The sequence below is a fragment of the Zhurongbacter thermophilus genome (assembly GCF_026184435.1).
Classification (GTDB): Bacteria; Coprothermobacterota; Coprothermobacteria; order Coprothermobacterales; family JAADFF01; genus JAADFF01.
Genome location: NZ_CP046447.1, coordinates 1,444,996 through 1,469,467 on the forward strand (window position 1 = coordinate 1,444,996; position 24,472 = coordinate 1,469,467).

The window sequence follows — 24,472 nt, forward strand, 5'->3', positions numbered from 1 at the left end:
GGATAGGCTGAAACCCGTTTTTTTCTATTCATAAACCAACCTCCTTTCCACATTATTGAAAATTATTATAAATGTTGCCTTACCATAATGTATCTATGGTTATTATACGATATCCGTTAATATTTTATAAAATATGCAGGATTATTAGCATCCCATCAAAACCCAAGGCATCTACAGTACAATAATAACAAAGTTATTCATTAACCAGAGAAAAGGAGGGGATATCACATGTGGTATAAAACAGCAAAAACCATTCTTATCATCATACTTGTCATTATCTCTGTGAATGCGTCACTTATTGCTCCCACCTCGCTCATAAGACAAGTATCGGCTCAACCGAACACCAGACAATCTTTCAATTTTCATCGAAGCTGGCTAGCCAATGCAGCTACTGACTTACAAATCGACGCCACAGATTACAGTGATATACTTGCCAGCAAAACATGGCTAGACAAACTGCTAATAGGTAATACCGCTACCTTTGTTTTGTATAACACCAAATACATTCCCACAAATGCTGGTCAGCAACCAACTGGCGGATGTATGGCTTGGAGCTCTATTTATGTAGCAGGCAGTTATGTATGGAACAGGAAGCTGCATCGTATAGCCACTTTTGATAACACATTCGCCCCCGAGGTATACTTCGCTTTTAACGACAGGGATGGCACAGGCAGAGCAATGGAAGGCAGCTATCCGCAACATCTTGCGAAGGCTATCGATGACATGGGCTTAATTCCATCCGACCTAGTGCCTATAACAGCATATAATCAAATGACAGATATGTATACCTACCAACCAGATAGAAAAGAACTTTTGGTAGGTGATAAGCCATACCCTGTAGAAGTAAAGTTGTATATGCGAGAAAACAACGATGAAAATTTGTTGCCTTACATTAAGGCAGCCGCATCTAAACATTATGGCGTTGTTATCTTCATTGACACCGCCATAGAAAAAGACAAGTGGCAGAGCTGGTGGAATTTGCCTTCTAGTAGGCGTACTCCCATTACTGCAACCTCTCCCCTTAATATGGCAGATATGAAAAAACCACACGCTATAGCTGTTATGGGGTATGATGACCAACAAAAAGTTGTATTCCTTAAAAACACTTGGGGAGGAAATTCTGGTATCAATGGCATCGTTCCTGTCACGTATGATTATATCAAAAATATTGCGGCAGGCATATTGATTATGATTCCTAAACAAGTTAGTGGCTTTGTACCCGATATAAATATTTATAACTACCAGATTGCTATTCAAACATATGGAGCCTACACCGGTACTATTACCATCTCCCTATCTAACAATGTTAACATTCTTGATGATGAACATTTCATCGTACATACCGCCACTACTATAACAGCTACTACACTATCCGTTCATACAGCATCAAAAATCGTTATCGCACAGTTGTTTCCAGACAATGCAGATATGTTATATCATTACAAATACATCATCATTTCAGATGGCAAGCAGCAATACTTAACGTATGTAGACACCTCAATGCTACCAATGCACGCCACATGGTTAGAAGGATTTTCTATAATGTCCTCTTCCACAATCGTAAAGACCAGCACCAATGTCACTACATCTTCTAATAATACCTCCACTACAAGTAGCACTACTACAAGCAACACTACTCCCATATTAGGCAGTGGTGGACGCTGGGTTATGAGATATATGGACAGTGGCTTTCAAAATATGCGTCATCATAATACAACCTTATTGCAAAAAACTTCACTGCATTACAATCAACAATATTTTTACCCAGCAAATTATATACCTATAGATAAGCACTTTTTCCTTATAGCCAATTTTGATAAAGATAATAGCTCACGAACTTATTCTTTGTATTATCGAACATCAACCGACAAAATTTACAAAGTATGGGATGAAATTACAGATATCGATAAAATTATTGCTAACGATGATTATATTGTTTTTCCAGTTGAAAGGTCTGCTTTTATTGTTCTTAACAAGCACACACTTGCCCCACAAACTGTACCACTCCGTCTTTCAAATGTTGTAACAGGCTACTATGTAGATTTCTTTATAGGTAATAAACTTATCTTTTATCCCACAATACACAGCGATAGTGATAATTATCAATTGCCGACTTATATTATCGACTTACAAACCGGTTGGTATCACACTATTGACGATGCAGTGCTATCTAATTTACAACAATATCTGGATATACATTCTGTTAAGTTCTCAGGTATTAATATAGACACCAATACACTCCATGTTATGTATGCTGCTTCAGATAATAATAGCTCCACTTTGTATAGGAGAGGAAACAACTATCTGGTATATACTGCTATACAGCTACCAACTACCGATTCTATACTTGAAAACTTATCATTTGTAAATCATTACACATGGCCTTCTGCTGAGGTTCACCTCCTACAAAACATCAAAGTGCCAGATAACCATGATTTTGACTGGGGACAGTTGATTTTCAATTCTGCAAACACTCCATATCCTATATTTGAAGATGAGAAATATCTGTACTGGAAACACTGGATCATACCTAAAACAGTCAGTTCCTTAAATGAGGCATTGTTTGCTTACACATACTATGATAACAAAATGAAACCTATTATGGCTTTAGATACTGATGATAGCTATGATACAACAAAATTCAACACATCACATTATACTCCTGTGATTATCGGATATCAAAACAACAATATATATTTTGTTCTTGCAGAAAAGGATGACTATTATTCTACCGCTATAAGAAATCAAAAAGCCATAGCAGGATATGTTATAGTGTCCACTGCTCAAGTTGACAATGGCTTGTCTAAAGAATATTTAAATTGGGGAGAACATCGTATACTGCTACCAGTTAACACATGGAAAAACATGCCTAAGCTATGGTACAACAGTGACTGGTATGTCGATATATCCACTGAAAAAATACATATATTCTATTCTCCTGTTAACGATTTTGAAATACATTATATACCAGAATTTACCGCATCAGACATTGCGCTCTACTTGTGGGATTCTGCTCTTACAGATATACATATTCTGGACAATAGACCAAATGTTTTAATTTCTACTTCACAGAATACCCCACAAGATATTAATAAGGACAGGACCAATTATGTGAGACCCTACAGTTATGTTGATATTCGTTCATACCTTGCAACGAAAACGCTATATAGCATTCAAAAACTTACAAATAGCAGTACCATTACACATGTGTATTTATCCTATTACTCTTACAATAGCCGACTCATTATAACTACTGCTACCACGATATATAACATCGACTATAGCCTCAATCCTATAGCTCATACAGCTACATCCGTGCAATTTGATATCTCTACACATACTAGAACACTATTACTCAAAACAGCCACTTCAGTAAATGTTGTAAGCATTACTTATTATAGTCCCGCGACAGCCTTTGAGTATGCTGCATATGATGGCTATAAAGCAGGAATTGAATCACAAATAGTAGACAAATATGCCATACAATCTACCTCTACCGACTGTCTCCAGTACCAAAAAGCATTTGTCAATATTACACCTATAGATGTTTTTGTTTCAGATATAGTAGCATATGCCACTACACATTATCATTTACTACATAATGTACAATCTGAAACCTTAACAGGCTTCATTAACTATCTCCATACTTACTACAATACTTTTAATACCATATGGCAAAAAACAGCTACATATCCCCTCACAATCCCATCAGCTTACACTGTACACATATACAATCACGTGTATATATGGTATCCAATATCTCAATTCACTGTCGTTTCTGCTATAGTGGATCCTCAAACGATACCCCCGAACAGATGTGCAAGCACAGAATACGATTCATCAAGACAGGTTGTATTCAATGGATATGCGGTGTACTATTATCATAATGATATACATCTATTAACAATAGCTGCTACTCATTGGCCAAACAATTTTTTCAATGGACAACTCTCCAACGGATTAAGTTTCTCATCCTACGACAATAAATACACACTAACTGATATTAACCTCCATACAGCGACCTATCGAATGTATACACATCAAGAACTTGCTAATACATCAATTACTATTACAAACAATCAAAAACTGTACATTTATGAACCCCTAGATATGATTCTGTATGTCTTTAGCTGGAACAATAATCCACACATTATGATACTAGCAAGTGTAGAAACCACCAACGATCAACAAAATACATGGCTTCACCATACCAGCTGGGCAATGTTTAATTTACACACTGGCAAATATGAGTTGTGGAATACTGACATAGCTGGCTATCTATATCAATATCTGAGCAATCCCGCACAATATCATGTATACATAGCTCCACTATTATCATTTTTAGGAGAACGATACGTGCTACTGGCCCAAAAAGATTTCAATACCTATGGAGTATACAATGGAGCCTATTTATATAATCCACATCTACCCACAGGTATTATGAGCATTGAAGCAATAAATGCCCAATATCTACCACTTGCCACCATTTTCCCCACAGGTAACAACAATGTCCCCAGTGCAGTGTTTGATTACAACTTATTTGCTGGTACTGTTCGGTTTTGTCCTATATATAACGCCCATACAAAAGTTATTGATAACCACCTATTACTGGCAGGCAATGGAAAATATATTGATATTGATTGGAACAACCTTGATGTTTCTATCACGTCCCCAGCATGGTTACAGAAGAGCCAGTATTATCAGAACATAGCAAACAAGGTGGGGCAGTTGTTTAATACGTATTTTATCAAAGAAAAACGATAAGTATCAAATATACTACGAATACAAAATGGGGGCAGTATGGCCCCCATTCTTCTTATTGTATGTTTTTGGTTACCTGTTACAAAAACCACTTTTCGCTGGCATTTCTAGGAACTGTAACCTCCCTATGTGTTATCTCGTCTGGTATTAGAATGGTCGGCACACCAACGTCGTTCTTAAGTGCCCCGTAGTTGTACCCCACTACTCTCAGCAGTAGTGTAACAGTTTTAATTACATCTACTGTGAAGAGAGTGCTTCGGTTAAGAACAACACATTTCTGTTGTCTATAAACCACTTCCAATATTTTACTAGCTTGTCATGATTGTTCCCAATCTATTCAAAGCAATTCGCATCAAATGCACACACAAAAGTTTCTATCAACACCTATGTCTTTGTACATGCAGCTATCTTCTTAAAAGCAGTATTAAGAAGCTGATAGAATCTACCTTTATCAGGCACATCATATACCTCCCCGTGAGTGCGGGAACCCTGCTGAGATGTTTCTTTAAGCCATACGTCCCATCTGAAGAACCTTAAACAGAGAAGCATATCTGAATATGCCACTGCCCGATACCCCCACAACCTTACCCATATCTACAAGAGCTTCTAAAAACCCCAAATGCATCACCCCCTAAGAGTCGCCATGAAGAACCTGCAAAACCTCATATACGACATGATCTGTAAATTATTCCTTTTTATCCTTAAGTATCTGATATAAATAGTATACACCGGTAGATGCATATCTTTAGGCTATATATACAGCCTTGTTAAAGGTATCTGCCTTATCTCCTGCAACGGCAATAATGACAGCAAGGACCCCGTCGGGAAAAAGAATAGCTTTACCGATATCATACTTATTCGGCTGTTCAGGGGCCTTTCCCCCCTGACTTTGCCAAGCACAGCTGAGAGCCCCCAGAGTAGCGTAACAGGTACTCCCAACTGCTTGTTTATCTCTTCAAGATACCTTTTTCCATCTTCGGTTATCTTGACACTAATAGAGGGAAGATCCATAGAAATACCTCCTAAGCAATCTTCTTTGCCACAGTGTTACTGGTGGCGTCGTCGTGCTCCAATATCCAAATGGTAGAAGCCCTATTTTCAACACACTTTCTTACCTGCTCACATTAGCCCCTTATCGTCAAGCACCTGAACCTCAAAATCATCGGTAATCTTTACCTCTTTAAAGGCATTTTCTTTCCATATCATCTTTCTAAACCAGTATGCGGCACGCTGAGACAACTTACGGGTACTAATCACCCTATTCTTCAGTTTCTCGAAATCATCACGAATGCAATGCTATAAATTGGTTAGTTTTTCACCATGTCTAAATATCAATTGCTCTGATATCGTTTCTTTATGAAAGAGGAGATAGTGGGAAGATATAATCTTCTGAAGATTGTAAAAACATCCAATCACTTTTATGTCAGTTTCCACTGCAATCACATTATCAACACGACAACATGCAAATGATTTAGAAATATAGCCATGACAAACATATAACAAAACACGACATCATCTGCAACCTATTAAAAAATAGCCCCAACATGTTAGGGGCTATAAAAACCATGGAAATAATATCCGATTTTCTACACTTTAAAGAACTCTACCTTTTGCCTGAGGTCGTCGGAGAGATATGCCAGTTTGTCGGATATATCCTTGATTTTCTCTGCTATCTCACTTATAGACCTGACACCACTGGATATGGTTTCAACGCTTGATGTAAAGCTGTGGGCAAGTTGACGCACATTATCAAGCTCGCTAGAGATATTCTGGGCGGCGGCTGTCTGCTCTTCGGCAAGGGCAGCCATAGACTCGGCTCCCTCGCTAACATCTATAGCCCCTTCTGCAATTTTAGAGAGCACTCCGTTCATGGCATCTTCTGCCTGACCTGACACTTCCACAGCTTTTGATACGATCTCCATCTCCTGAGTAGCCTTCTTTATGTTAGAGGCAACGGTTTTCAGCACATCAGCTATCTCATCGGCTGCCTGCCTACTACCTTCTGCCAGTTTTCTAATCTCTTCGGCAACAACGGCAAAGCCCTTCCCTGCCTCGCCAGCACGGGCAGCCTCAATGGCGGCATTGAGGGCCAGTAGGTTAGTCTGTTCGGCAATATCACCAACAGTTTTTACTATTTCATTGATACGCTCTGTCCACTTTTCCAGTTCCTTAATACGCTCTGTAGCACTACCAGTACTGGAGACAACTCTACCCATTGCCTCATCAAGTGCCATCATGCTACGTTTACCCTCTTCTACTATTTGGTTAAGCATCTCTGCCACTTGAGAAAGTTCCACAGCGGCGTTGGCCACACTTTCTGTTCCACCAAGAACCTCAGAGACAGAGGCAAGAGCACTATCTATGGCATCGCGGATGTCATCAGACTGAGCGGCAATTTGCTCCGCCTGCATGCGAAATTCGGAAACCGTATCCGCCATAACATCGGAGGACTTGTCAAGGTTATCAATAAGGGTATCTAGTTGCCTTGTGCTCTCCACAACACTACTAACAAGTGGTACAAGCTTACCATCAATAACCTCCATCAAGCGTATAAGGGCTTTACCGACCTCTGTTTGTCCTCTAACATTGACATCGATACTAAGTTTGCCTTTTTCCATCTCATTGGCAAGTTTCTCAAGTTTATAAACGGCATCGAGAACAGATTTTGTGAGATACATGGCATATAAGAGGGAGAGCATCATGATAACACCCAAGACAATGGATATAACAAGAAGTGTAAGAATAGATGAGTGGGTAGTTCCAATGGCTTTTACCTCAATATCATGCAAATCATCCAAAATGGCTTCGACTTTCGCGTTAATATCATGGATATCTGTGGCATCGTTATTAAACAATTTTTCAAGTTCTCTCACCTCTCCAATAACACGTTTTGCATCTTCCTCCATTGATTTAGGCACATTCATATTCTGAGTATATTGGTTAAAGTCGCTAAGCCTTTTCTCATACAGCGACTTTATGGCTTCATCTTTGGCAATAGCATATTCTGTAGCATACAAGACAACCCTTGTTAGGCTGTTATTAAAACCTGATACATTCTCAATCGTCTGGACAGACTGGAAGATAACATAAGACTTGTAGAACATGTATACTGCAAACAATGAGGCTACAATAGCTAAAATAATCATGAGATTCATTAGTTTTTTCACATCACCCACCTCCTACAGCACCTTATCAGCAGAAGTAACCCTTAAGAATACAAGCTTATACAAAAATTATATCGCTCACCGAGCCTAACATTATAAGCAATCTCTCGTATAGGAAGCTAATAAATGGGAACAAAAAGAGAAGGGAGCACCTATTCGGTGCTCCCTTCTTCGGAGGTGGCATCTTCCCTGAGCCTTTGGCGGAGGTGTTCTTCGGCAGTTTGTCTGTCTACCTCCACTAGTATGCCGCCCAGGTCCAGATAGAAGGAGCGGGCTCCTTCTAGTATCTTCTGATACCATTCCCACTCCTTCCGTACCATGGCGAATCACTCCTCTTCCGTTGGGCCTGTCTCCCTCACCTTAGGCAGAATCTCCTTAAGTTCTTGAACAGTACTCTCAAGCTCCGTGACAAGGGAGTCCCTCAAAGCCCTTAAGAGAGCTACCTGTTCTTCGATCTTTTTCTCGACATCCTCATAGGAGAACTCTGCATAAATGTCAGAGCCCACGTTCATGATGACAGTGTCAATCTCCTCCAGTTTGACTTTGACCTTGATATCGGGACCAACGGGTATGTGCACCACTTTACCGCTACCCATAGACTTCAAAGTCTTTAGGGTATTCAGCGTGGCACCCCACTGCACAATGGCAGCGTCGATACCCCTAATCTGGTCCCTCAGGCCCTCAGCCTTAGCCAACAAGACGTTGAACTTCTCCTGGAGATCGGTGTACATCTGCTCCTTCTCCTGACGAGTGAGTTTCTTCACCATGGTACACCACCTCCTTCCCTCGGTTTTTTACCTCGGGCAATATATAAATACCAGAAATCACATCAAAACATTCACCAAACATACTGACAACAATCTCACAAGTACTTATTTACACAAGGGTTTATAATGATAAGGAGGGGGAGGTGAACATCTTGTCTGGAGATAGCATCAAAGTCGTTAGAGTCGGTCGCGTATCTATAAAAACAGAACCTCGTGGCACTTTTATCAAATTACACAACACAATAGAACCCAACAAACTATCATCCCTACTGTCTAAACTGCACCTTCCCAAGATAGATAATATTCTCATTAAGAATATCAACAAGCACCAGGGTAAATGGATAAAAATTAGTGATGAAATCATAAACAGCAATGGGTACTTTGAACTTATCACTTCTCCCGACGGTCTCATTGGCCGTATTGTGTACTATCCGGCGATAGGTAATGGTACGGATATGACAGCAGATGACATATACAACGAGCTTATATCTAAGCACCATGTAAGTCCCAAATACATAGATAAATCGGCTATACAGACGGCCATTCAGAAGCCCGGTATACCCCAAGTTGTAGCAAGAGGCATACCCCCCATTCATGGCAAAAATGCATATATTAAGGTAATTCCCGAGGAAAAAAAAGTTGTACCATCCTTGAAAAAAGGCAAAATAGACTGGCACGAAATCAGTAGCCTCATATATGTGGACGAAGGTGACATCGTGATAGAAAAAATTCCACCCACAAAGGGTAAACCTGGTAGAGATATATTTGACAGGGAAATACCACCTATACCCGGCAAGGATATAGAACTTCAGTCTGTTATCGGCGAAGGATTAAAAGTAGAAGGCAACAAGGTTATAGCAACAACCAGTGGTATTCTTACCAAAGAAGAAGGGAAGTATAAGGTAGAAGAGGTATATATCGTAGATGGTGATCTCGATTATGAAGTGGGCAACATTAAAAATGTGAAACATGTAGAGGTGCGGGGCAGCGTGCTACCCGGTTTTTCTATCGAGGCCAAGGGAAATGTGATTATCAGAGGCACACTTGACAATGGCTACATTATTGCCGGAGGAAATGTGTACATAGAGGGAATAGCCACAGGAGATAAAGATGGCTATATTAAAGCCGGTGGTTTTATATATGCACGAGAATTCATAGAAATGACAGTGGAGGCCGGCGGCAGTGTGTATTCAAATGGAGGATTTAGACACAGCGACATACTCTCCGGAGAAAACATCATAGCCGTTAATACCCGTGCAATAGCCGTGGGGGGCAACCTTATGGCACGAAAATACATATATGCACCCATTGTTGGTAATATGCATGGTACACGCACTGAAGTCCATGCAGGGTACATTGAGGACCTAAAAGAGAAACTTCAAACAATCAAAGAACAAATGGAACAGTGGAGTTCCTCTATAGAAAAGGCTATTGAAAACCTCAAAAAAACAAATAGCCCAAATATGAAACAACTTCTCATGAGTAAGATAAATTCTGTAAGAGATAAATTAAGAAACTTTGAAAAAGAGAAGAAACAATTAGAGGAAACCATACGAAAGGCATCTTCATATGCTATTTACATAGCCAAAGAGGCACATCCCGGTAGCGTGTTTAAACTGGCGGGATGGTATACATATAAGCCCCGTGAAAAGATCAATACATGCGTACTCAGGTTGGTAGACGGTAACTTAAAACCCGACAAGTGGACTAGACCACCATTCAAAGTCAAAATACCTGTGGCAAAAATTAAGAAGAAATAACCTATGAAAGGAAATAACCGGGAAACCTCATACTAGGAATGTCATACTCAACATCCTTCAATAAATTCTTGACTTTTTCATCGTCTACTAGTTCGGGCGCAGGGCGAAACATATAGTAGCCCTGATAGTAACGATAACCAATGTGAAGAAGAGCCTGAAACTCCTTTTCAGTTTCTACCCCTTCTATAAACAGCAAGGTATCAGGTTGATAAAGACAACCTATCAATCTTTCTAAAAACATCTGCTTGGTGACATCTTGGCTAACGTTTTCTATAAAACTACGATCTATTTTCACAATACGTGTATTGATTGAGAATATCAGTTTAAATGTTGTTGCACCGGCACCAAAGTCATCAACAGCCACCTGATAACCTTCTGACACAAGAAGGTCTATAACACGGGCAAATGCTGCAAAGTCATCTATGTATGTCTTTTCAGATACCTCCCAGATGATATTCTCCTTGGGTATTCCGGCATATTTTAGATCTTTCTCTATATCATCTATAAACATTGGTGTAAAAGGGCCAAGATTAATAGACAAGAGGGCATTTTTGTTCTCCTTGACATAATTCTTAAATGTCTCTATATGCTTACGTCTAACAATACGGTCAAGATCCATCTCCATACCATTGTAATGGGCTATTTTAAATAAGAGAGCCGGACTCCTTAGAAGAGAGCCTTCCGGCCCTCTTACCAATGCCTCATGGGCATAAATCTTCTTCTCCTTCACATCAATAATGGGTTGAAAGTAGGTATACACACTACCAGTATCCAAAATATGATATAGCTCACGACTTAACTCATCTATTTTTATACGCCTACGCATGTCAGCTCTACCAAGAGCCAACTTCACTGCCTCCACAATATCATCAGTATCGGCAGAACGCAGGAAAGCATAGCCTACAGCAAACTCTACAAATGTGCGAAACGGATTTCTAAAGATATCTACCTGTTTTTGAATTCTACGAATAGACACATCACTGAGAAAAACAGCTATGAGATCATCCTCCAGAGACTCCACTTTATTTTTCAATGCTTCTGAATCACTGACATCAGCCCCAAACTTGGGTAGTACAATAGCGAACAAATCTATACCACTAGTAGAACCAACATAAATAACATCAAAGTAACGGGATAAAGTCTTATGAAAATCACCCTTAATTGCCTCAACATCGAGAATGTATGTAAGATAATCTATCCACTCTTCGTCTTTGAAAAAGCTGCGTACAACAATGAGAATAGGTGAGATTCCTGCAGATAAATAAGGCTCTAACCTATCGGACAAATCTTCTTCTATAAGAGTAAGTGATATATTTCTCATAATAGCCCCCTGTAGTTATTCTACCAGGTCACTAGAATTCCACACAACCGTACGATTCTTACCCATACGCTTAGCCATATACATAGCCATATCTGCCCTTCTAATAAGCTCTCTATCTCCAACCACCTCTCCATCTTTCAATGTTGCCACACCAATAGAGACGGAAAGTGTGATATCATGGTCGATGTATCTCAGAATAGCCTTTCTTATACGCTCTGCAACAAGAAAAGCTCCTTCTTCGTCGGTGTCAGGAAGGATAACGATAAACTCTTCACCACCATATCTACCGGCCATATCAACGATACGTATACTGTCTTTAATAATTTGTCCCACTTTAGCAAGTACACTATCACCCACATCATGTCCATATGTATCATTGATACGCTTAAAATCATCAATATCTATAAATAGAAGTGATAAAGGACTTTTGTTGCGTAGATATCTGCTAATCTCTTTTCTTAGCATGCCAAGAATATACCAGCGGGAATATAATCCTGTAAGACTATCGACAATAGCACGCTCACTGACTTTCATCTTGAGAAGCAAACCTATAACATTATCAGCGTATACCTTCAAACTTGTGATAGTATCTTCTGAAAAGATACCCTCTACATAACGATTTTCTGCATACATAATAAGCTTGGCATCTTTCACATGAGATACCACATAGACATAAGAGGGTGATTTGTTAACTTTATACGGTACATCACCATAGATATCCGATGGAGACATATAAAAATCACTAAATTTATGAGTTATTCCCCGGGTAATATCAACCCCAACAAAGTCTGTAAAGTTCTGCCACTGAAGCAACATCCACATGCCAGTGGCCGGAATAATAATACGAGAAAGGATACTAATCATAACATCTTCTATAGTATTCTCAAGGGCTATCTCTGAAAACAGATATGTAAGCATCATACGATTGACATATATATCAAACATATCTGGTGGTACCTCACTAAGAGATATATCAAGTTTTTCCTGTATATGAGACATACGAGCAGACTCAAGAACATAGTACATAGCCATTGCATCGTATAAATGCTCTCTCATAGAGGGAATATCACCAAGCATCTCATAAAAGTAAGCCATAAATTCTTTGGCCTGAGCCATCTCAAGAAGATTACCTATTCTACCTGAAACCTGTAATGTTCTCTTCAGATGCTCTATACCATCTTCAGGCATATTCCTAGATAGATAATACCTATATATGTGAATAGGAGGAGAATTATCCCCGGGTTCAATCTCACCCCTCATTATTTTGATACCGTCTCTTACGACTTTGCTCTTTATATAACCTTCGCCATATAGTCCTATACTTTCCATCCACTGTTCCAGTGTCTCCTCAGCTTCCGAAAGGTAACCCTCTAACATAAGGTTATATGCCCTGGCATGATAATACTTCATCTTCAAGTCATACGGAACCTTATCCCATCCTATGGCATCCATAATCTTTTTCATCTTCTCTACATAATACATAGATCTATCATGATACCCATAATCTTGGGCTACAAAACTCATGGCATAGTACATATCAAGCACTACATTCTTACCAAGAAGAAGCTCGGCAATAGGTATAAAATCTTTAAGCATAGTTTCCAGAGAACTATAAGGTTCTGAAGCTTGTGAACCTATTAGCAAATAATTAGAAAAGGCCACCGTTGAACGGGATACTCCATACAATAGAGCAGACTGATAAGCCTTAAATAGCAGAGGAACCAAGCGAGTATATGGATATGCGATATTATCCCGATATAGTGAAACAAAAAGATTATTAAATATACCAGAGGCCAAAAACCATAGCATCCGGTCTTCTATAATATCTTTCGCAACATCCAAAAGTTCTCGAGCCTCTTTATAACGCTCAGAGAGAATAAGGAGTCTTGCATATCCATTATAAAGGTGCACCTTAAGATACGGATCCCCTACATCGGGACATGTAACAATCCTTCGTATACTCTCCATCTGCTCATGAGTAATCCTATGGGAACGCCACAAATATTCAAATGCACTTAGTATGAGTACGTTACGCTGAAGAGATGGAGATATTTTCTTAGAATACTGCAACATTTCCTGCCAATATGAAACATACTTTTCCTCATGTGGGCTTACGATAGCCATATACATGTAAACAGAAAAGGGCAACTTTTCCTCTTCCATCAATTTATCTACAATATATCTAACCAATGACTTATCGTAGTCATCTCTAGCAGAAGCCAACTTGAGGAAAAAGCCCATCTGTGGCTTACTAAGATTTGCTCTGTACTTAAAATAGTAAGGATACAAATCATCATAAGCTTTACGAAATCTACCACTTTTAACCATAAGTCGGGCATATAAGGTTATCGATGCAAGTGCTTTGCGAATATCACCCTTTTTCTCACTAAGCATGGCAACGAAATACATATTGCCATATAGATTCCGCCTCATTAGGCTAAGAGCCATATTCTCAACCTCGACATCTACCCAGTTGCGCAAGGCATAGTCTTTCATGGCAATATTGGTAAAGCTATAGAAAAAATCTCCATGATGCTCTAGTACACCCCAGTGCAAAAGATCACGAAAAGCCTCTTCTGCCCACGGATAATGGTTGATAAGTCGAGCTATAAACGATACGGTTAGATGGGCACTGGTATTATCGGATATTAGGGCAAGCATCCCCAATAACTTCCTATGTTTTCCTGTAAATGGCAAAGATAAGAGTTTTTCAAGGGAATATCGAGAGTTAATTTCCACATCATTCAGCTCGGGAAAATCCAAATCCTTGGCAGTAGCATCGGCTACAACGCATAGATGGACTGCCCCAGCATCAAGTTTCTCTTGCTTCCCAAGAAACTCAATAAATCTTCTATAGCGATAATCTCGAGAAAAATCTATCCTACCAAATACCCATAACACCTTTTTTGTCTGATATTTATGGGCTATGTAATCCATAGCCCTATAAAGGGCATAGAATACTACCCGCTCATGGATATCTGGATAGACATCATATTCACCAGGCAACTCTTCAGATGGCAAAAGAGACTGAAACACAGTGCCCATTAAACCACCAAGGGTAAGATAAAACTCTTCATCAAGATAAGGTAGTAGTGCATAGGCTATAGCAGCCACAGATACATAACGGTTCAGATAATCGGGCAAATATATTATGGGAATATTAATATCTCTCTTTTTGAAATATTCAAGCACATCTTCAGCTCTGACATCGTTTTGCGATATCTTTGCCACGTGGAATCCGGGCTCATTAAGTGATAAAAATTTCTCAACCTTCATACATACTCACCATTTGCCTAATAATACCACCTTAGAGTGTAAAATTAATATATAGAAGGCCCTATCAAGAAGGAGGGGGTATCATGAAGAAATTTTTAAGCGTATTTATCTCCCTGTTTATCGTGATTTTTCTTATATCATGCGGTGGTAGCCCGTCCCAAAAACCTGTGACCGAAACCCAAAACACAGAAAACACAGATCACATAAAACCCGGCGTCGTATCATTTATTTCTAATTTATCGAAAACTGCCAGTATTCCCAATTATGTTATAGAAAATCTCAAAGCTACAGACAACTACACGCTCAATGTCAATAAATCAGGTGGAGGCACATTTTTCCACCTTGTTATCCACGCTAAAAAATCTATACAACCATCGGAAGCACAAGGAGAAGATATCAATATCGTTGTAGAGGGAAACACCATAACTATTGAAGGTTCTGCTCCTATAACATTTGAAGACGCAGCTACTATAGTCTTCTCCGATAGTGCTATTCAGTGGGTATTGCATCTCTTCTACGATAAGACATCAATGTTTACTGTAGGAAAAGACCTACCACACGGAGCAACATTATTTGTGCTTTCCGTCAATGAAAACTCACCTTGGGATACATATATTTCCCTAAAAAGTATGGGAGTAGCGAAAGAAGACCCAACAGAAAAAGATGATGTTTACACATTGACGCTGAGTGATGGCCATAAGGTCTACATAATTTCAACCCAAGATGGTGTAGATATTTATAAATAGGAGGTGTTTTTATGGGTAGTCTATGGTATTCAATTATTACCGCGATTGTTGGTATTATTGTCATCTATGCCGTGCTGAACAGACTATCTTCTTATCTGTGCAACAAGGGCTTCAAACACCTATGTCATCTCGGTGACATCACCATGAAAGTAGGTGCTATACTGGGTGCACTGTATCTTGCATATGTCATACTACCTTATGCACCACTGAGTGCCTTTGCGCTCAGATCACTCAACAAGGTTATAGCTTTTACCGCTATCATCGTCATTACCTGGTATGTTGTCATACTCCTTGAAAAGGGCATAAGAGAGTATCTTGAAAGAAAACACACAGCAGTACTGGCAACAGGCTTAACTATTACCATTATGAAGATTCTTATACTGTCTCTGGGCATACTTATAGCCCTTGAAAGTGTGGGAATATCTATCACTCCCATTATTACCACTTTAGGTATCGGTGGTTTAGCAGTAGCCCTTGCACTACAAGATATTCTGGCAAACCTATTCTCTGGCATGCTATTGGTTATATCTAAAGACATCAATGTGGGAGACTTTATAAAGATAGATGACGAAACTCAGGGTTTCATAGAAGATATCAGTCTAAGAAACACAGTTATACGCAGAGCATTTGATGGAGCCAATGTCATAGTACCAAACTCTAAAGTTGTCAATGCCGCCATTGTAAACTTCCAGAAAGGAAACGATGGATCATATGGACTCGCCATACCGGTGGGCGTATCGTACGATGCCAACCTGAAAAAAGTTAGAGAAATCACCCTACAGGTAGCCAAAGAAGTGGTTAATGAAGTTGAAGACGCCGATAAGAGCTTTGAACCTATAGTGAGATTTGATTCATTCGGCGATAGCGCTATAAACTTCAAAGTGTTATTCAAATCAAAGACTTTATTGGGTAGATTTGCCATCATAGACAAATTCATTGAGAAACTAAAAGAAGTTTATGACAAGGAAGATATAGAGATACCCTATCCCAAACAAGATATCTATATCAAAGAAATGCCTAAAGAACAGTAGAAAGGTGGGGGATCCCCCCCACCTTTTTTTTGAAGGCGAAGAAATTTTCCTGTCATACCTCCAAATAGAAATCTCTTTCCCACCCCAAAAGATTTCACATTACCGTGACGCTTGTTCTAATCTATCCTATCTATATACAGGCGGATTTCTTACAAAATCATTTCACAAAATCAGGCGCTACTTACCTTACCAACACACAAAATCAGCATATTAAACAATAAAACACCATGTTTTTTTGGTATTTCATAAATACCCAGTGAGCAATGTCACAAAAGAAATTTCTTCTGCGTATATATAGGTGAGGAGGTGATCAAAGATGATCAAAAGGAGAACGATCGCCACATTGCTGGTTGTTGTAACAATGCTGATTACAAGTATTATTTATCCAACGGCATTCGCATCAAAAGGCGGTTCTACACCAGGAACAGCTAAGTTAGAAGGATACATGAAAGTTGAAACAGATGGCGGGAAAATAGAAACAGCAGTATTTCTCAAAAACACAGGAGATAGTGCAGCTGAGATTACATTCAACAACAAAAACTATACATTCAACGTGATTGTTTTAGCATCCGATGGTGATGAGGTGTATAACCTTGGAAAAGAGAAACTATCCGAAGGTATCGATATCTATGCAACTGATCCAATAACCATCACGATAAACCCCGGAGAAACATACAAGTTAGGAGAGGTAGAGATTAAAGATCTTGAAGAGGGTACATACAAAATCCAGGCAGAAATATTTACCAATCCGATAATCAAATTAACCGAAAGTGTAAAAATACAAAATGACAAAGACGATAACAATAAAGGCAATGACAACAGTAATGGAAAGGTTGAATTAAGTATTGCCATTACAAGTGCCTCTTTCTCTGACAACCTACTGAACGGATCTGTCGCTATCATCAACAAAGAAGACAAAGACCAGGCACTTACTTTCTCTAATAAAGATTTCCTATTCAATGTCACCATACTTCAAGATGATACCCAAATCTTTAACTTAGCCGATGTACTTAAAGATCAAGGAATTGACATCTACGCCAAAACTCCTACTACCATTACCTTCCCAGCCAATTCAACCACTACACTTGGATCTTTCTCTGCCTCTATCACACCGGGCGATTACAAGATTACAGTCCGCTCCGTTTCTCAACCATCTATCACATGGTCTGGGTATCTCTCCATCTCCGCGTCGGGTACTGTAACAATATCCGACAAAGCACAACAAAAAAAAGAAGACAATAATGGTAAGCAGGAAGGTAAAACTGAAAAAGAAGAGCACAGAATCCAACATCACGCTGGTGATATCTCCGTAATCATAAAGACAAAATCTGCAATGCTTGTAAATACCAATACAGCAACCTTTACCGTCTATTTCCGTAATAACTCCACAGCAACACTGAACCTTGATCTGTCACAGGCAAAGTATGAGGTTGCCGTTTATCTTGACAAAAATAAAGAAGAAGAGGAAGTAACAGCAACATGGAACTTCACAGCATCACTACCAGAAACCATTACTATCAATCCTAAAGAGGTAGTAAATGCTGGTTTACTTACTGTTGTCCTACCAAAGAAAGATGAAAATGCTGAGTACACATTAGAATTCAAATTAGAAAACATCAAGACAACCGATGGCACATTGCTAAAAGATGTAGGTGTAAAAATTCAGATTAGGTATTTCTATGAGAAACCTAAAGTAGAGGCACCATCTTGGGCTGATGATTACTTTAGCAAGGCCATAGAATATGGATTAATATACATACCCGAGAACGGTGAGGTTAACGGAAATCAGCCAGCACTAAGAAGAGATGTTATATATGCTGCAGCAGCCATAGCAGGAGTAGAAGCGGTGGATGTTGCAACAACAACACCTTGGAGTGATGTTACAGCTACCGATCCTATGGCTGGTATATTCCTGTCCCTATACGAAAAGGGCCTTCTCAAAGGTTATCCAGATGGTACTCTTAGACCTGACCAGCCTGTCACACGTGCAGAGGCTATAACATTATTCCTAAGAATCATTGCCCCAGATAAAATCAGCGATGAAAACATTCAATACAAAGGAGAATTCAAAGACGTTAGCAGCAAAGATTGGTATGCCAAGTATGTAGAAATAGCCTATAGAATGGGTCTTGTTAAGGGTGATGGTAAAGGTCACTTTATGCCAAACAAGAAAATAAACCTTAGCGAACTAGCCGTTATAGCAGTAAGAGCATATGATAAGTACAACGGCGACTAATGAAGGACATGCCTCACACATAAAAACAGGGCTCCCGCATCTGGGAGCCCTTATTCATTATGGTGAAGGGTGAGGGAGTGTTATTAAGCTTTTTTCTCCTCCGCTTTTAGCACGCGATATAGGAAGTAGATAAAACCTCCCCACTCAAATAAGCCTATTAGTATAAACCATATCCAGCCCTTCATAACAATCACCTCTTTCTACTGGTGATGGCCGTGCTACCAAGCATGGCCGTCATAAGGGCAAATATCCACCATACAAGTATGGTGCCAAGGTTGTATCCTGTGCCGTTGAAGGACAAAATCTTCACAAAGTCAAAGTCATACCACTGGAAGGACTGCCAAATCCACCAACCGAACAGGACTACAAACATGATAGGAATGGCATATTTAATGGAGAAGTCGTACCATTTACCTATCTTGATATCGCTAACCTCGTTGATATACTCTCTGGCCTTATCCACACCAAACTGGATAATGGCATAGGTAATAAACATACCACTAATCCAGAGGCCCAAGCCCCAAACAAAGTCTTGGGAATCCTGGAAACCTATATTAAGCGCAGATGGAATACCTGCAAAGATGGCAAATACAAAGAGTATTAGGGCTATCTTATTACGAGAATAGCCGGCATCAACAAAGTTTGTCAGGGCTATCTCATACATAGGTATGAGTGATGTAAATGCCGCAAAGAAGAACGCAAGGAAGAAGAAAACAGATACTATATAGCTCATAGGCATGTTTGCCATAAGCTTTGTCAGGTAGATAAATGCAAGACCAGAGTTTCCAGAACCCAGTGCCTCATTTGCCTTATCTACAGGTAGGAATGTAAATACTGTAACGGCAATAGCTGTTGCAGCAAGGAAAGAGGCTGACATGTTGCCCCACACTGTGGTAAAGGCATTAAGAGCGATATCTTCTTTCTTCTTGGCATAGGCGGCAAACGTCAAAAGGAAACCCCAACCGGCACCAGTAGACCATGCCACCTGCGTAAGGGCTTCAAGCCATGTTCGCGAGTTGGTAAAATACTCCCACTTTGGCACAAACATATACTCAAGACCCTTGGTAACACCAGGCAATGTCAAGGCAACAGCGGCGACAATACCGAGTAGAACAATAAGTGATGGAACCAATATCTTTGCAACAACTTCAAAGACTTTGACACCACCATACAAGACGATAAAGGCAAGAATGATAACAACAAAGAAATAACCCAATTTTTCGGCTGGCGATGCCATGAAATTGTCCCAAATAGCCTGAGTATCCACACCTGCCTTAGCAAATGTGCCTTGTAAAGCCAATACAAGATACTTAAGAATCCACGATGTTACAACGGCATACTCAAAGCCTATGGCCAATGTAACCCAAGCAAGCCATGCACCCATCCATGAGAACTTCTCATCTAAGAAATCAGAAAATGCCTGTACTGTACCCTTCTCTGTCTTTTTACCAAGAATCATCTCGGACATTAGCAAAGGAACAGCCCAGAGAAGATTAAACAGAAGATAGATAAGGATAAATGTGCCACCGCCCCACTGGGCAGCCTTACGGGGGAAACGCCAGATATTTCCCGCGCCAATAGCCTGACCTAGTGCAGCGGCAATAAGACCCCATCGTGAGGCCCATTGAACCTTTCTACTCATATGCCGCCCCCCTTTCGGAAGTTAAATAATTTGTGAAAATTATAGCATATATACCCATACACTTGGCATATTTATACCCCCACATGTTAATAATTGTATGTTATCCTTGAAACACAAAGCATGTAGGGAGGGAGATGTTTTGAATAAACGCACCGTTGCACTCATAGCAACTTTTCTCAACGGTCTTATTGCCATACTAAAAATTACGGTTGGTATAATCTTTGGCTCCATGGCAGTACTTGCCGATGGTATAGACTCTTCAACAGACATTTTAACATCGCTAACGATGCTTGTCAGTATACATATAGCCTCCAAACCACCAGATAAAGAACATCCCTACGGACATGAGAGGGCAGAAACTATCGGGGCAAAGATTATATCATTCATTATCTTCTATGCCGGTGTCTCACTACTTATAGAAAGCACCAAACGGCTTGTACTGCACGAGTATCACACGATAGACAGTTTGCTTCCCCTCATTGTTATGGCACTATCTGTTGTCATCAAGACTCTTCTATTTTTACTTGAATACTATGTAGGCAAAAAGGAACACTCTAAGGCCATGCTATCTGAAGCCATGAATATGCGAAATGACATACTCATGTCTACTATGGTATTCATTGGCATATGGCTAAACAAGATAGGGTTTGCCATACTGGACCCAATATTGGGAATACTACTATCTCTTTTTATTATCAAGACAGCATTTGAAATCTTCAGAGACAGCGTCTATGAACTCATGGAAGGTCTTCCACCAGAGGAACTAGATATATACGAACACATACAAGAAGCTGTATCACAATGCAAACAGGTTAAAGAAGTCAGTCGCATTAGGGTGCGTAAAATGGGCAAGTGGTACATTGTTGATATAGACCTAAAGATGAATGGCAACTTAACACTATATGAGATAAATGCCATCAAAGAAAAGATTCAAGGTTTTATCAGAGAAAAAGATCCACACATCAGAGAGATTAACATTGTGGTATATCCAAGCGATACGAAGAGCGTTGATGTGGGCTGTAACACTGATACAATGGATATAGGTGAAGAAAAATGAAGAGAAAATCACTTAAAGATTACAAAGAAGCACTATTAAGAGAGACGGCACTTCTTCTTGCCACCGAAGGACCCGATGGCATATCCATGCGCAAAGTGGCAAAGCGGGTTGGCATATCTGCAGCCGGTATATACAAGCTATTTAGAGACAAAGAAGACCTAATGATAGAAGCCTCTAGATACGCCTCTCTGGAGTTTAAAAATCGTGTCCTTCAAATGGATGACATAAAGGAGATTCTTCGTGCCACTATAGAACACTCTGAGAAAAACAAGTGGATTATCCGCTATCTTGCCATGAAAGATCCATCTTTTACTAAGTCTATCTTCAAAGACATCATAGAGCATCTTGAAAACCTTGTTGGAGACAGACCCAAGGCCCGTGTTATGTTCAGGCTGGCATCTATGCAGGGCATGATTGGGGGTAAAGAAGAGGAAGCCGTTATCTGGGACCTTATAGATTACTTGCTAAATAAATAATATCAAGTTGCCAATTTGGTTAGGGGGGTAAAGAAATGAAAAAATTGTTTGTTATTGTTTTCATCGGTATTTTGCTCTCATCTTTCGTTTTTATTCCTATATCTCATGCTGCTTCTTACGAAATGCCTACAGCATGGCAGATTGTGTATCTTAACAGAGACGGTAGTATAGATGTATACGACTACAGAGAATACTCATTTGAGAGCGGTCCTCCCAGCACTACGCTACCATACTACCTGAATACAGACTCGCCACCATACAACCGCACACTGAGCTATCCTCTATTTGAGGCATACCTTGTAGACATACCTCTGGAAAATATCACAGATCCCACAGATATCAGGGAAAAGTGGCAAAGCATTCAACCACACCTGAAAAAACTTGAGATACAAGGAAGTAATCCTAAATTTAAGGTATCTGTACCCGATGAAAACACACTGCTTATACTGGTACACTACAAGGTCAGCCCCGCTGTTACCGTCGTTGGCAGAGATTTTGCCCGCACATACTATGTTCTTCCCACATTGGGCAAAAGCGATGTCAATGTAGACCAGTATTATACAGCTTTCATACTGCCAGAAAAACCTGTGTGCAAAGATGCTATTGTATACGATAAAGAAGACCATAAATGTCCCTGTTTCATGGTTCACAGGTTCATTGTCAAGGGAAGCTCCAGTAGCATAGGCAGATATTTCAAGGGTTGTGACTTCGTGCTGTTCGATGCGAAAAACCTACCAGTTAATACCGTTCAAGAACTTGATGCCGTATACCCTCCAAGCATACTCTCACAACAAGCCATCTCTGCTTTGAAGGTAGACCAGACATATGAAGATGTCAGAAAATGGCAAGAGGCACACTCCCAAAACCCCGGTGAGATGGCAAAGGGCATGTGGTTTTCCATCATTGGCACAGTAGTGGCATTTTTATTTGCAGGTGTAGCTGGTGGACGTAAGATATCGGCATATAAAAAGTATTATCTTAATCAACTGAAACATCTACCACCGGGCATGGATATGCCATCTGATGATGTATATCGCTCATTTTTCTTTACATTAGAAGATTTGAAACTGGCGTTACAGGGTCAAAACCCCTATGACATACCTACTAGCATTAACGACACCATCAAGCCCGAAGATATCAAGATGTACATCAACAAAGGTGGTAACGCATTTAGAGCTATATTCTTCAGCCTTATGCAGAAAGAATACATTGTGCCTATCACAGACGGCGACAAACTTTTGGGCTTCAGACTCCAAGATTCAAGTAAGCCCCTTGAGGAACATGAGGCTTTTGTGTTGGAAAAGATCAAAGAGGCAGCCCGCATGGATGTAGAAAACAAAGGTGGCCTGTTTAGCAAACTCTTTGGGAGAAAACATGAAGACCTTGCCACTGTTATGAATGAAAGAGACCCAGAAAATATACTACTGCCCCAAGAGTTTGAGGCATATCTGAAAAGGGATATGAATACTATCAACCTCGGCAACGGTGTCAGTGCCTCTATACCCGTGCTTGTAGACATATGCCTAGGCATTATGAACAAGATGAAAGAAACAAGGAACATACCCAACCCACTGGGTGGCAATGTACCAGAAGATGCCCCATCATCAATAAAGATGTGGGACAAGATATCCAAGATATTCATTATGACAGGTTTAGGACTTATGATGGCAGCAGGCCTGTATTTCCTATTTGGTAAAATCTTCGCTACCCTCATAGGCATATCTGCCAACACAACTTTTTGGCTCATAATTCCCCTAATACTACCTGTGATGATGTTTATTATTGGGCTGTTTATGAAAGGTTCTTTACCCAGCAGGTGGCTAAATGGAAAGTGGTGGCAAGAATTTCTCGCATGGTATAAGGTAGAAAAGTGGGTTAAGGAATTCACCCGCATAGCCAAGAAGGAGATATCCGCATATGAAACACTGAACTGGGATAAATATTATATGTTTGCAGCACTGAGAGGCATAGAGACATTACTTATAAAAGCGCTAAAGATATCGGGCATTATCAAGCAAAGAGAAGACCTAAGACATATGTATACATATTGGCTGGTATCCGATTACATGTATCGATCCAGTTGGGGCTCCGCCTCCCGCTCATTTGTTTCCACATATGAAAGCACATATCACAAAGCCCATTCCAGCGGCACATCGTCCGGCGGTTCATCTACAGGCTCTTCGTTTGGCGGTGGAGGAGGTGCCGGCGGAGGTTCTACAGGCTGGTAATCTGTAA

General features: G+C 40.0%; 16 protein-coding genes. 8 read left to right on the plus strand and 8 right to left on the minus strand.

The features are described 5' to 3' along the window. The first annotated feature begins 228 nt into the window (after positions 1-228). A complete protein-coding gene (locus GM182_RS07310) occupies positions 229-4,764 on the plus strand; it encodes a C1 family peptidase (RefSeq protein WP_449186450.1) in 4,536 nt (1,511 codons plus the stop codon). 747 nt (positions 4,765-5,511) lie between these two features. Here GM182_RS07310 and GM182_RS07315 read toward each other — a convergent pair. The 5 genes from GM182_RS07315 to pfdA all read right to left on the minus strand — a co-directional run bounded on the left by GM182_RS07315 (position 5,512) and on the right by pfdA (position 8,692). Next, on the minus strand, positions 5,512-5,772 hold the full coding sequence (locus GM182_RS07315) for a hypothetical protein (protein WP_449186451.1): 261 nt from the start codon (positions 5,770-5,772) through the stop codon (positions 5,512-5,514). Positions 5,773-5,880: 108 nt separating this feature from the next. Beyond that, positions 5,881-6,018, minus strand: a complete 138-nt coding sequence (locus GM182_RS07320) for a hypothetical protein (RefSeq protein ID WP_449186452.1) — start codon at positions 6,016-6,018, stop codon at positions 5,881-5,883. Positions 6,019-6,347: 329 nt separating this feature from the next. Next, entirely contained in the window at positions 6,348-7,928 is a 1,581-nt protein-coding gene (locus GM182_RS07325) for a methyl-accepting chemotaxis protein (RefSeq protein ID WP_449186453.1), read from the minus strand. A gap of 149 nt (positions 7,929-8,077) precedes the next feature. Further along, positions 8,078-8,245 carry a hypothetical protein gene (locus GM182_RS07330; protein ID WP_449186454.1) on the minus strand — a complete coding sequence of 56 codons (168 nt, stop codon included), beginning with the start codon at positions 8,243-8,245 and terminating at the stop codon, positions 8,078-8,080. Between the two features lie 6 nt (positions 8,246-8,251). Next, the gene (gene pfdA, locus GM182_RS07335; RefSeq protein WP_449186455.1) at positions 8,252-8,692 is read right to left on the minus strand and encodes a prefoldin subunit alpha; all 441 of its coding nucleotides are present in this window, start codon (positions 8,690-8,692) and stop codon (positions 8,252-8,254) included. 152 nt (positions 8,693-8,844) lie between these two features. On the opposite strand from pfdA, the gene GM182_RS07340 reads away from it, so the two are divergent. Next, on the plus strand, positions 8,845-10,452 hold the full coding sequence (locus tag GM182_RS07340) for a FapA family protein (protein WP_449186456.1): 1,608 nt from the start codon (positions 8,845-8,847) through the stop codon (positions 10,450-10,452). A gap of 1 nt (position 10,453) precedes the next feature. On the opposite strand, the gene GM182_RS07345 is transcribed toward GM182_RS07340, so the two are convergent. Then, the gene (locus tag GM182_RS07345; RefSeq protein ID WP_449186457.1) at positions 10,454-11,773 is read right to left on the minus strand and encodes an EAL domain-containing protein; all 1,320 of its coding nucleotides are present in this window, start codon (positions 11,771-11,773) and stop codon (positions 10,454-10,456) included. 15 nt (positions 11,774-11,788) lie between these two features. Continuing rightward, positions 11,789-15,049, minus strand: coding sequence for a GGDEF domain-containing protein (locus GM182_RS07350; RefSeq protein ID WP_449186458.1), 3,261 nt, complete (start codon positions 15,047-15,049; stop codon positions 11,789-11,791). 83 nt (positions 15,050-15,132) lie between these two features. On the opposite strand from GM182_RS07350, the gene GM182_RS07355 reads away from it, so the two are divergent. The 3 genes from GM182_RS07355 (at position 15,133) to GM182_RS07365 (ending at position 19,062) form a co-directional block, all read left to right on the plus strand. After that, positions 15,133-15,795, plus strand: coding sequence for a hypothetical protein (locus GM182_RS07355; protein WP_449186459.1), 663 nt, complete (start codon positions 15,133-15,135; stop codon positions 15,793-15,795). A gap of 11 nt (positions 15,796-15,806) precedes the next feature. After that, positions 15,807-16,826 (plus strand): mechanosensitive ion channel family protein, encoded by a 1,020-nt coding sequence (locus tag GM182_RS07360; RefSeq protein WP_449186460.1) that lies wholly within the window; start codon positions 15,807-15,809, stop codon positions 16,824-16,826. A 316-nt stretch (positions 16,827-17,142) separates the two neighbouring features. Continuing rightward, the gene (locus GM182_RS07365) at positions 17,143-19,062 is read left to right on the plus strand and encodes an S-layer homology domain-containing protein (protein ID WP_449186461.1); all 1,920 of its coding nucleotides are present in this window, start codon (positions 17,143-17,145) and stop codon (positions 19,060-19,062) included. 190 nt (positions 19,063-19,252) lie between these two features. On the opposite strand, the gene GM182_RS07370 is transcribed toward GM182_RS07365, so the two are convergent. Then, on the minus strand, positions 19,253-20,704 hold the full coding sequence (locus tag GM182_RS07370) for a sodium-dependent transporter (RefSeq protein WP_449186462.1): 1,452 nt from the start codon (positions 20,702-20,704) through the stop codon (positions 19,253-19,255). A gap of 139 nt (positions 20,705-20,843) precedes the next feature. Between GM182_RS07370 and GM182_RS07375 the strand changes: the two genes are divergently transcribed. The 3 genes from GM182_RS07375 to GM182_RS07385 are packed head-to-tail and all read left to right on the plus strand — an operon-like array spanning position 20,844 to position 24,465. Beyond that, a complete protein-coding gene (locus GM182_RS07375; RefSeq protein WP_449186463.1) occupies positions 20,844-21,761 on the plus strand; it encodes a cation diffusion facilitator family transporter in 918 nt (305 codons plus the stop codon). Then, on the plus strand, positions 21,758-22,237 hold the full coding sequence (locus tag GM182_RS07380) for a TetR/AcrR family transcriptional regulator (RefSeq protein WP_449186464.1): 480 nt from the start codon (positions 21,758-21,760) through the stop codon (positions 22,235-22,237). Before GM182_RS07375 ends, GM182_RS07380 begins: the two co-directional genes overlap by 4 nt. A 35-nt stretch (positions 22,238-22,272) precedes the next feature. Further along, on the plus strand, positions 22,273-24,465 hold the full coding sequence (locus GM182_RS07385) for a hypothetical protein (RefSeq protein WP_449186465.1): 2,193 nt from the start codon (positions 22,273-22,275) through the stop codon (positions 24,463-24,465). Positions 24,466-24,472 lie beyond the last annotated feature (7 nt).

Bases quoted from the DNA above. Each gene is read 5' to 3' on its own strand.
- GM182_RS07355 (WP_449186459.1), top strand. From the start codon at position 15,133: ATGAAGAAATTTTTAAGCGTATTTATCTCCCTGTTTATCGTGATTTTT.
- GM182_RS07365 (WP_449186461.1), top strand. From the start codon at position 17,143: ATGATCAAAAGGAGAACGATCGCCACATTGCTGGTTGTTGTAACAATG.
- GM182_RS07330 (WP_449186454.1), bottom strand. From the start codon at position 8,245: ATGGTACGGAAGGAGTGGGAATGGTATCAGAAGATACTAGAAGGAGCC.
- GM182_RS07380 (WP_449186464.1), top strand. From the start codon at position 21,758: ATGAAGAGAAAATCACTTAAAGATTACAAAGAAGCACTATTAAGAGAG.
- GM182_RS07345 (WP_449186457.1), bottom strand. From the start codon at position 11,773: ATGAGAAATATATCACTTACTCTTATAGAAGAAGATTTGTCCGATAGG.
- GM182_RS07360 (WP_449186460.1), top strand. From the start codon at position 15,807: ATGGGTAGTCTATGGTATTCAATTATTACCGCGATTGTTGGTATTATT.
- GM182_RS07310 (WP_449186450.1), top strand. From the start codon at position 229: ATGTGGTATAAAACAGCAAAAACCATTCTTATCATCATACTTGTCATT.
- pfdA (WP_449186455.1), bottom strand. From the start codon at position 8,692: ATGGTGAAGAAACTCACTCGTCAGGAGAAGGAGCAGATGTACACCGAT.
- GM182_RS07350 (WP_449186458.1), bottom strand. From the start codon at position 15,049: ATGAAGGTTGAGAAATTTTTATCACTTAATGAGCCCGGATTCCACGTG.
- GM182_RS07315 (WP_449186451.1), bottom strand. From the start codon at position 5,772: ATGGATCTTCCCTCTATTAGTGTCAAGATAACCGAAGATGGAAAAAGG.
- GM182_RS07385 (WP_449186465.1), top strand. From the start codon at position 22,273: ATGAAAAAATTGTTTGTTATTGTTTTCATCGGTATTTTGCTCTCATCT.
- GM182_RS07370 (WP_449186462.1), bottom strand. From the start codon at position 20,704: ATGAGTAGAAAGGTTCAATGGGCCTCACGATGGGGTCTTATTGCCGCT.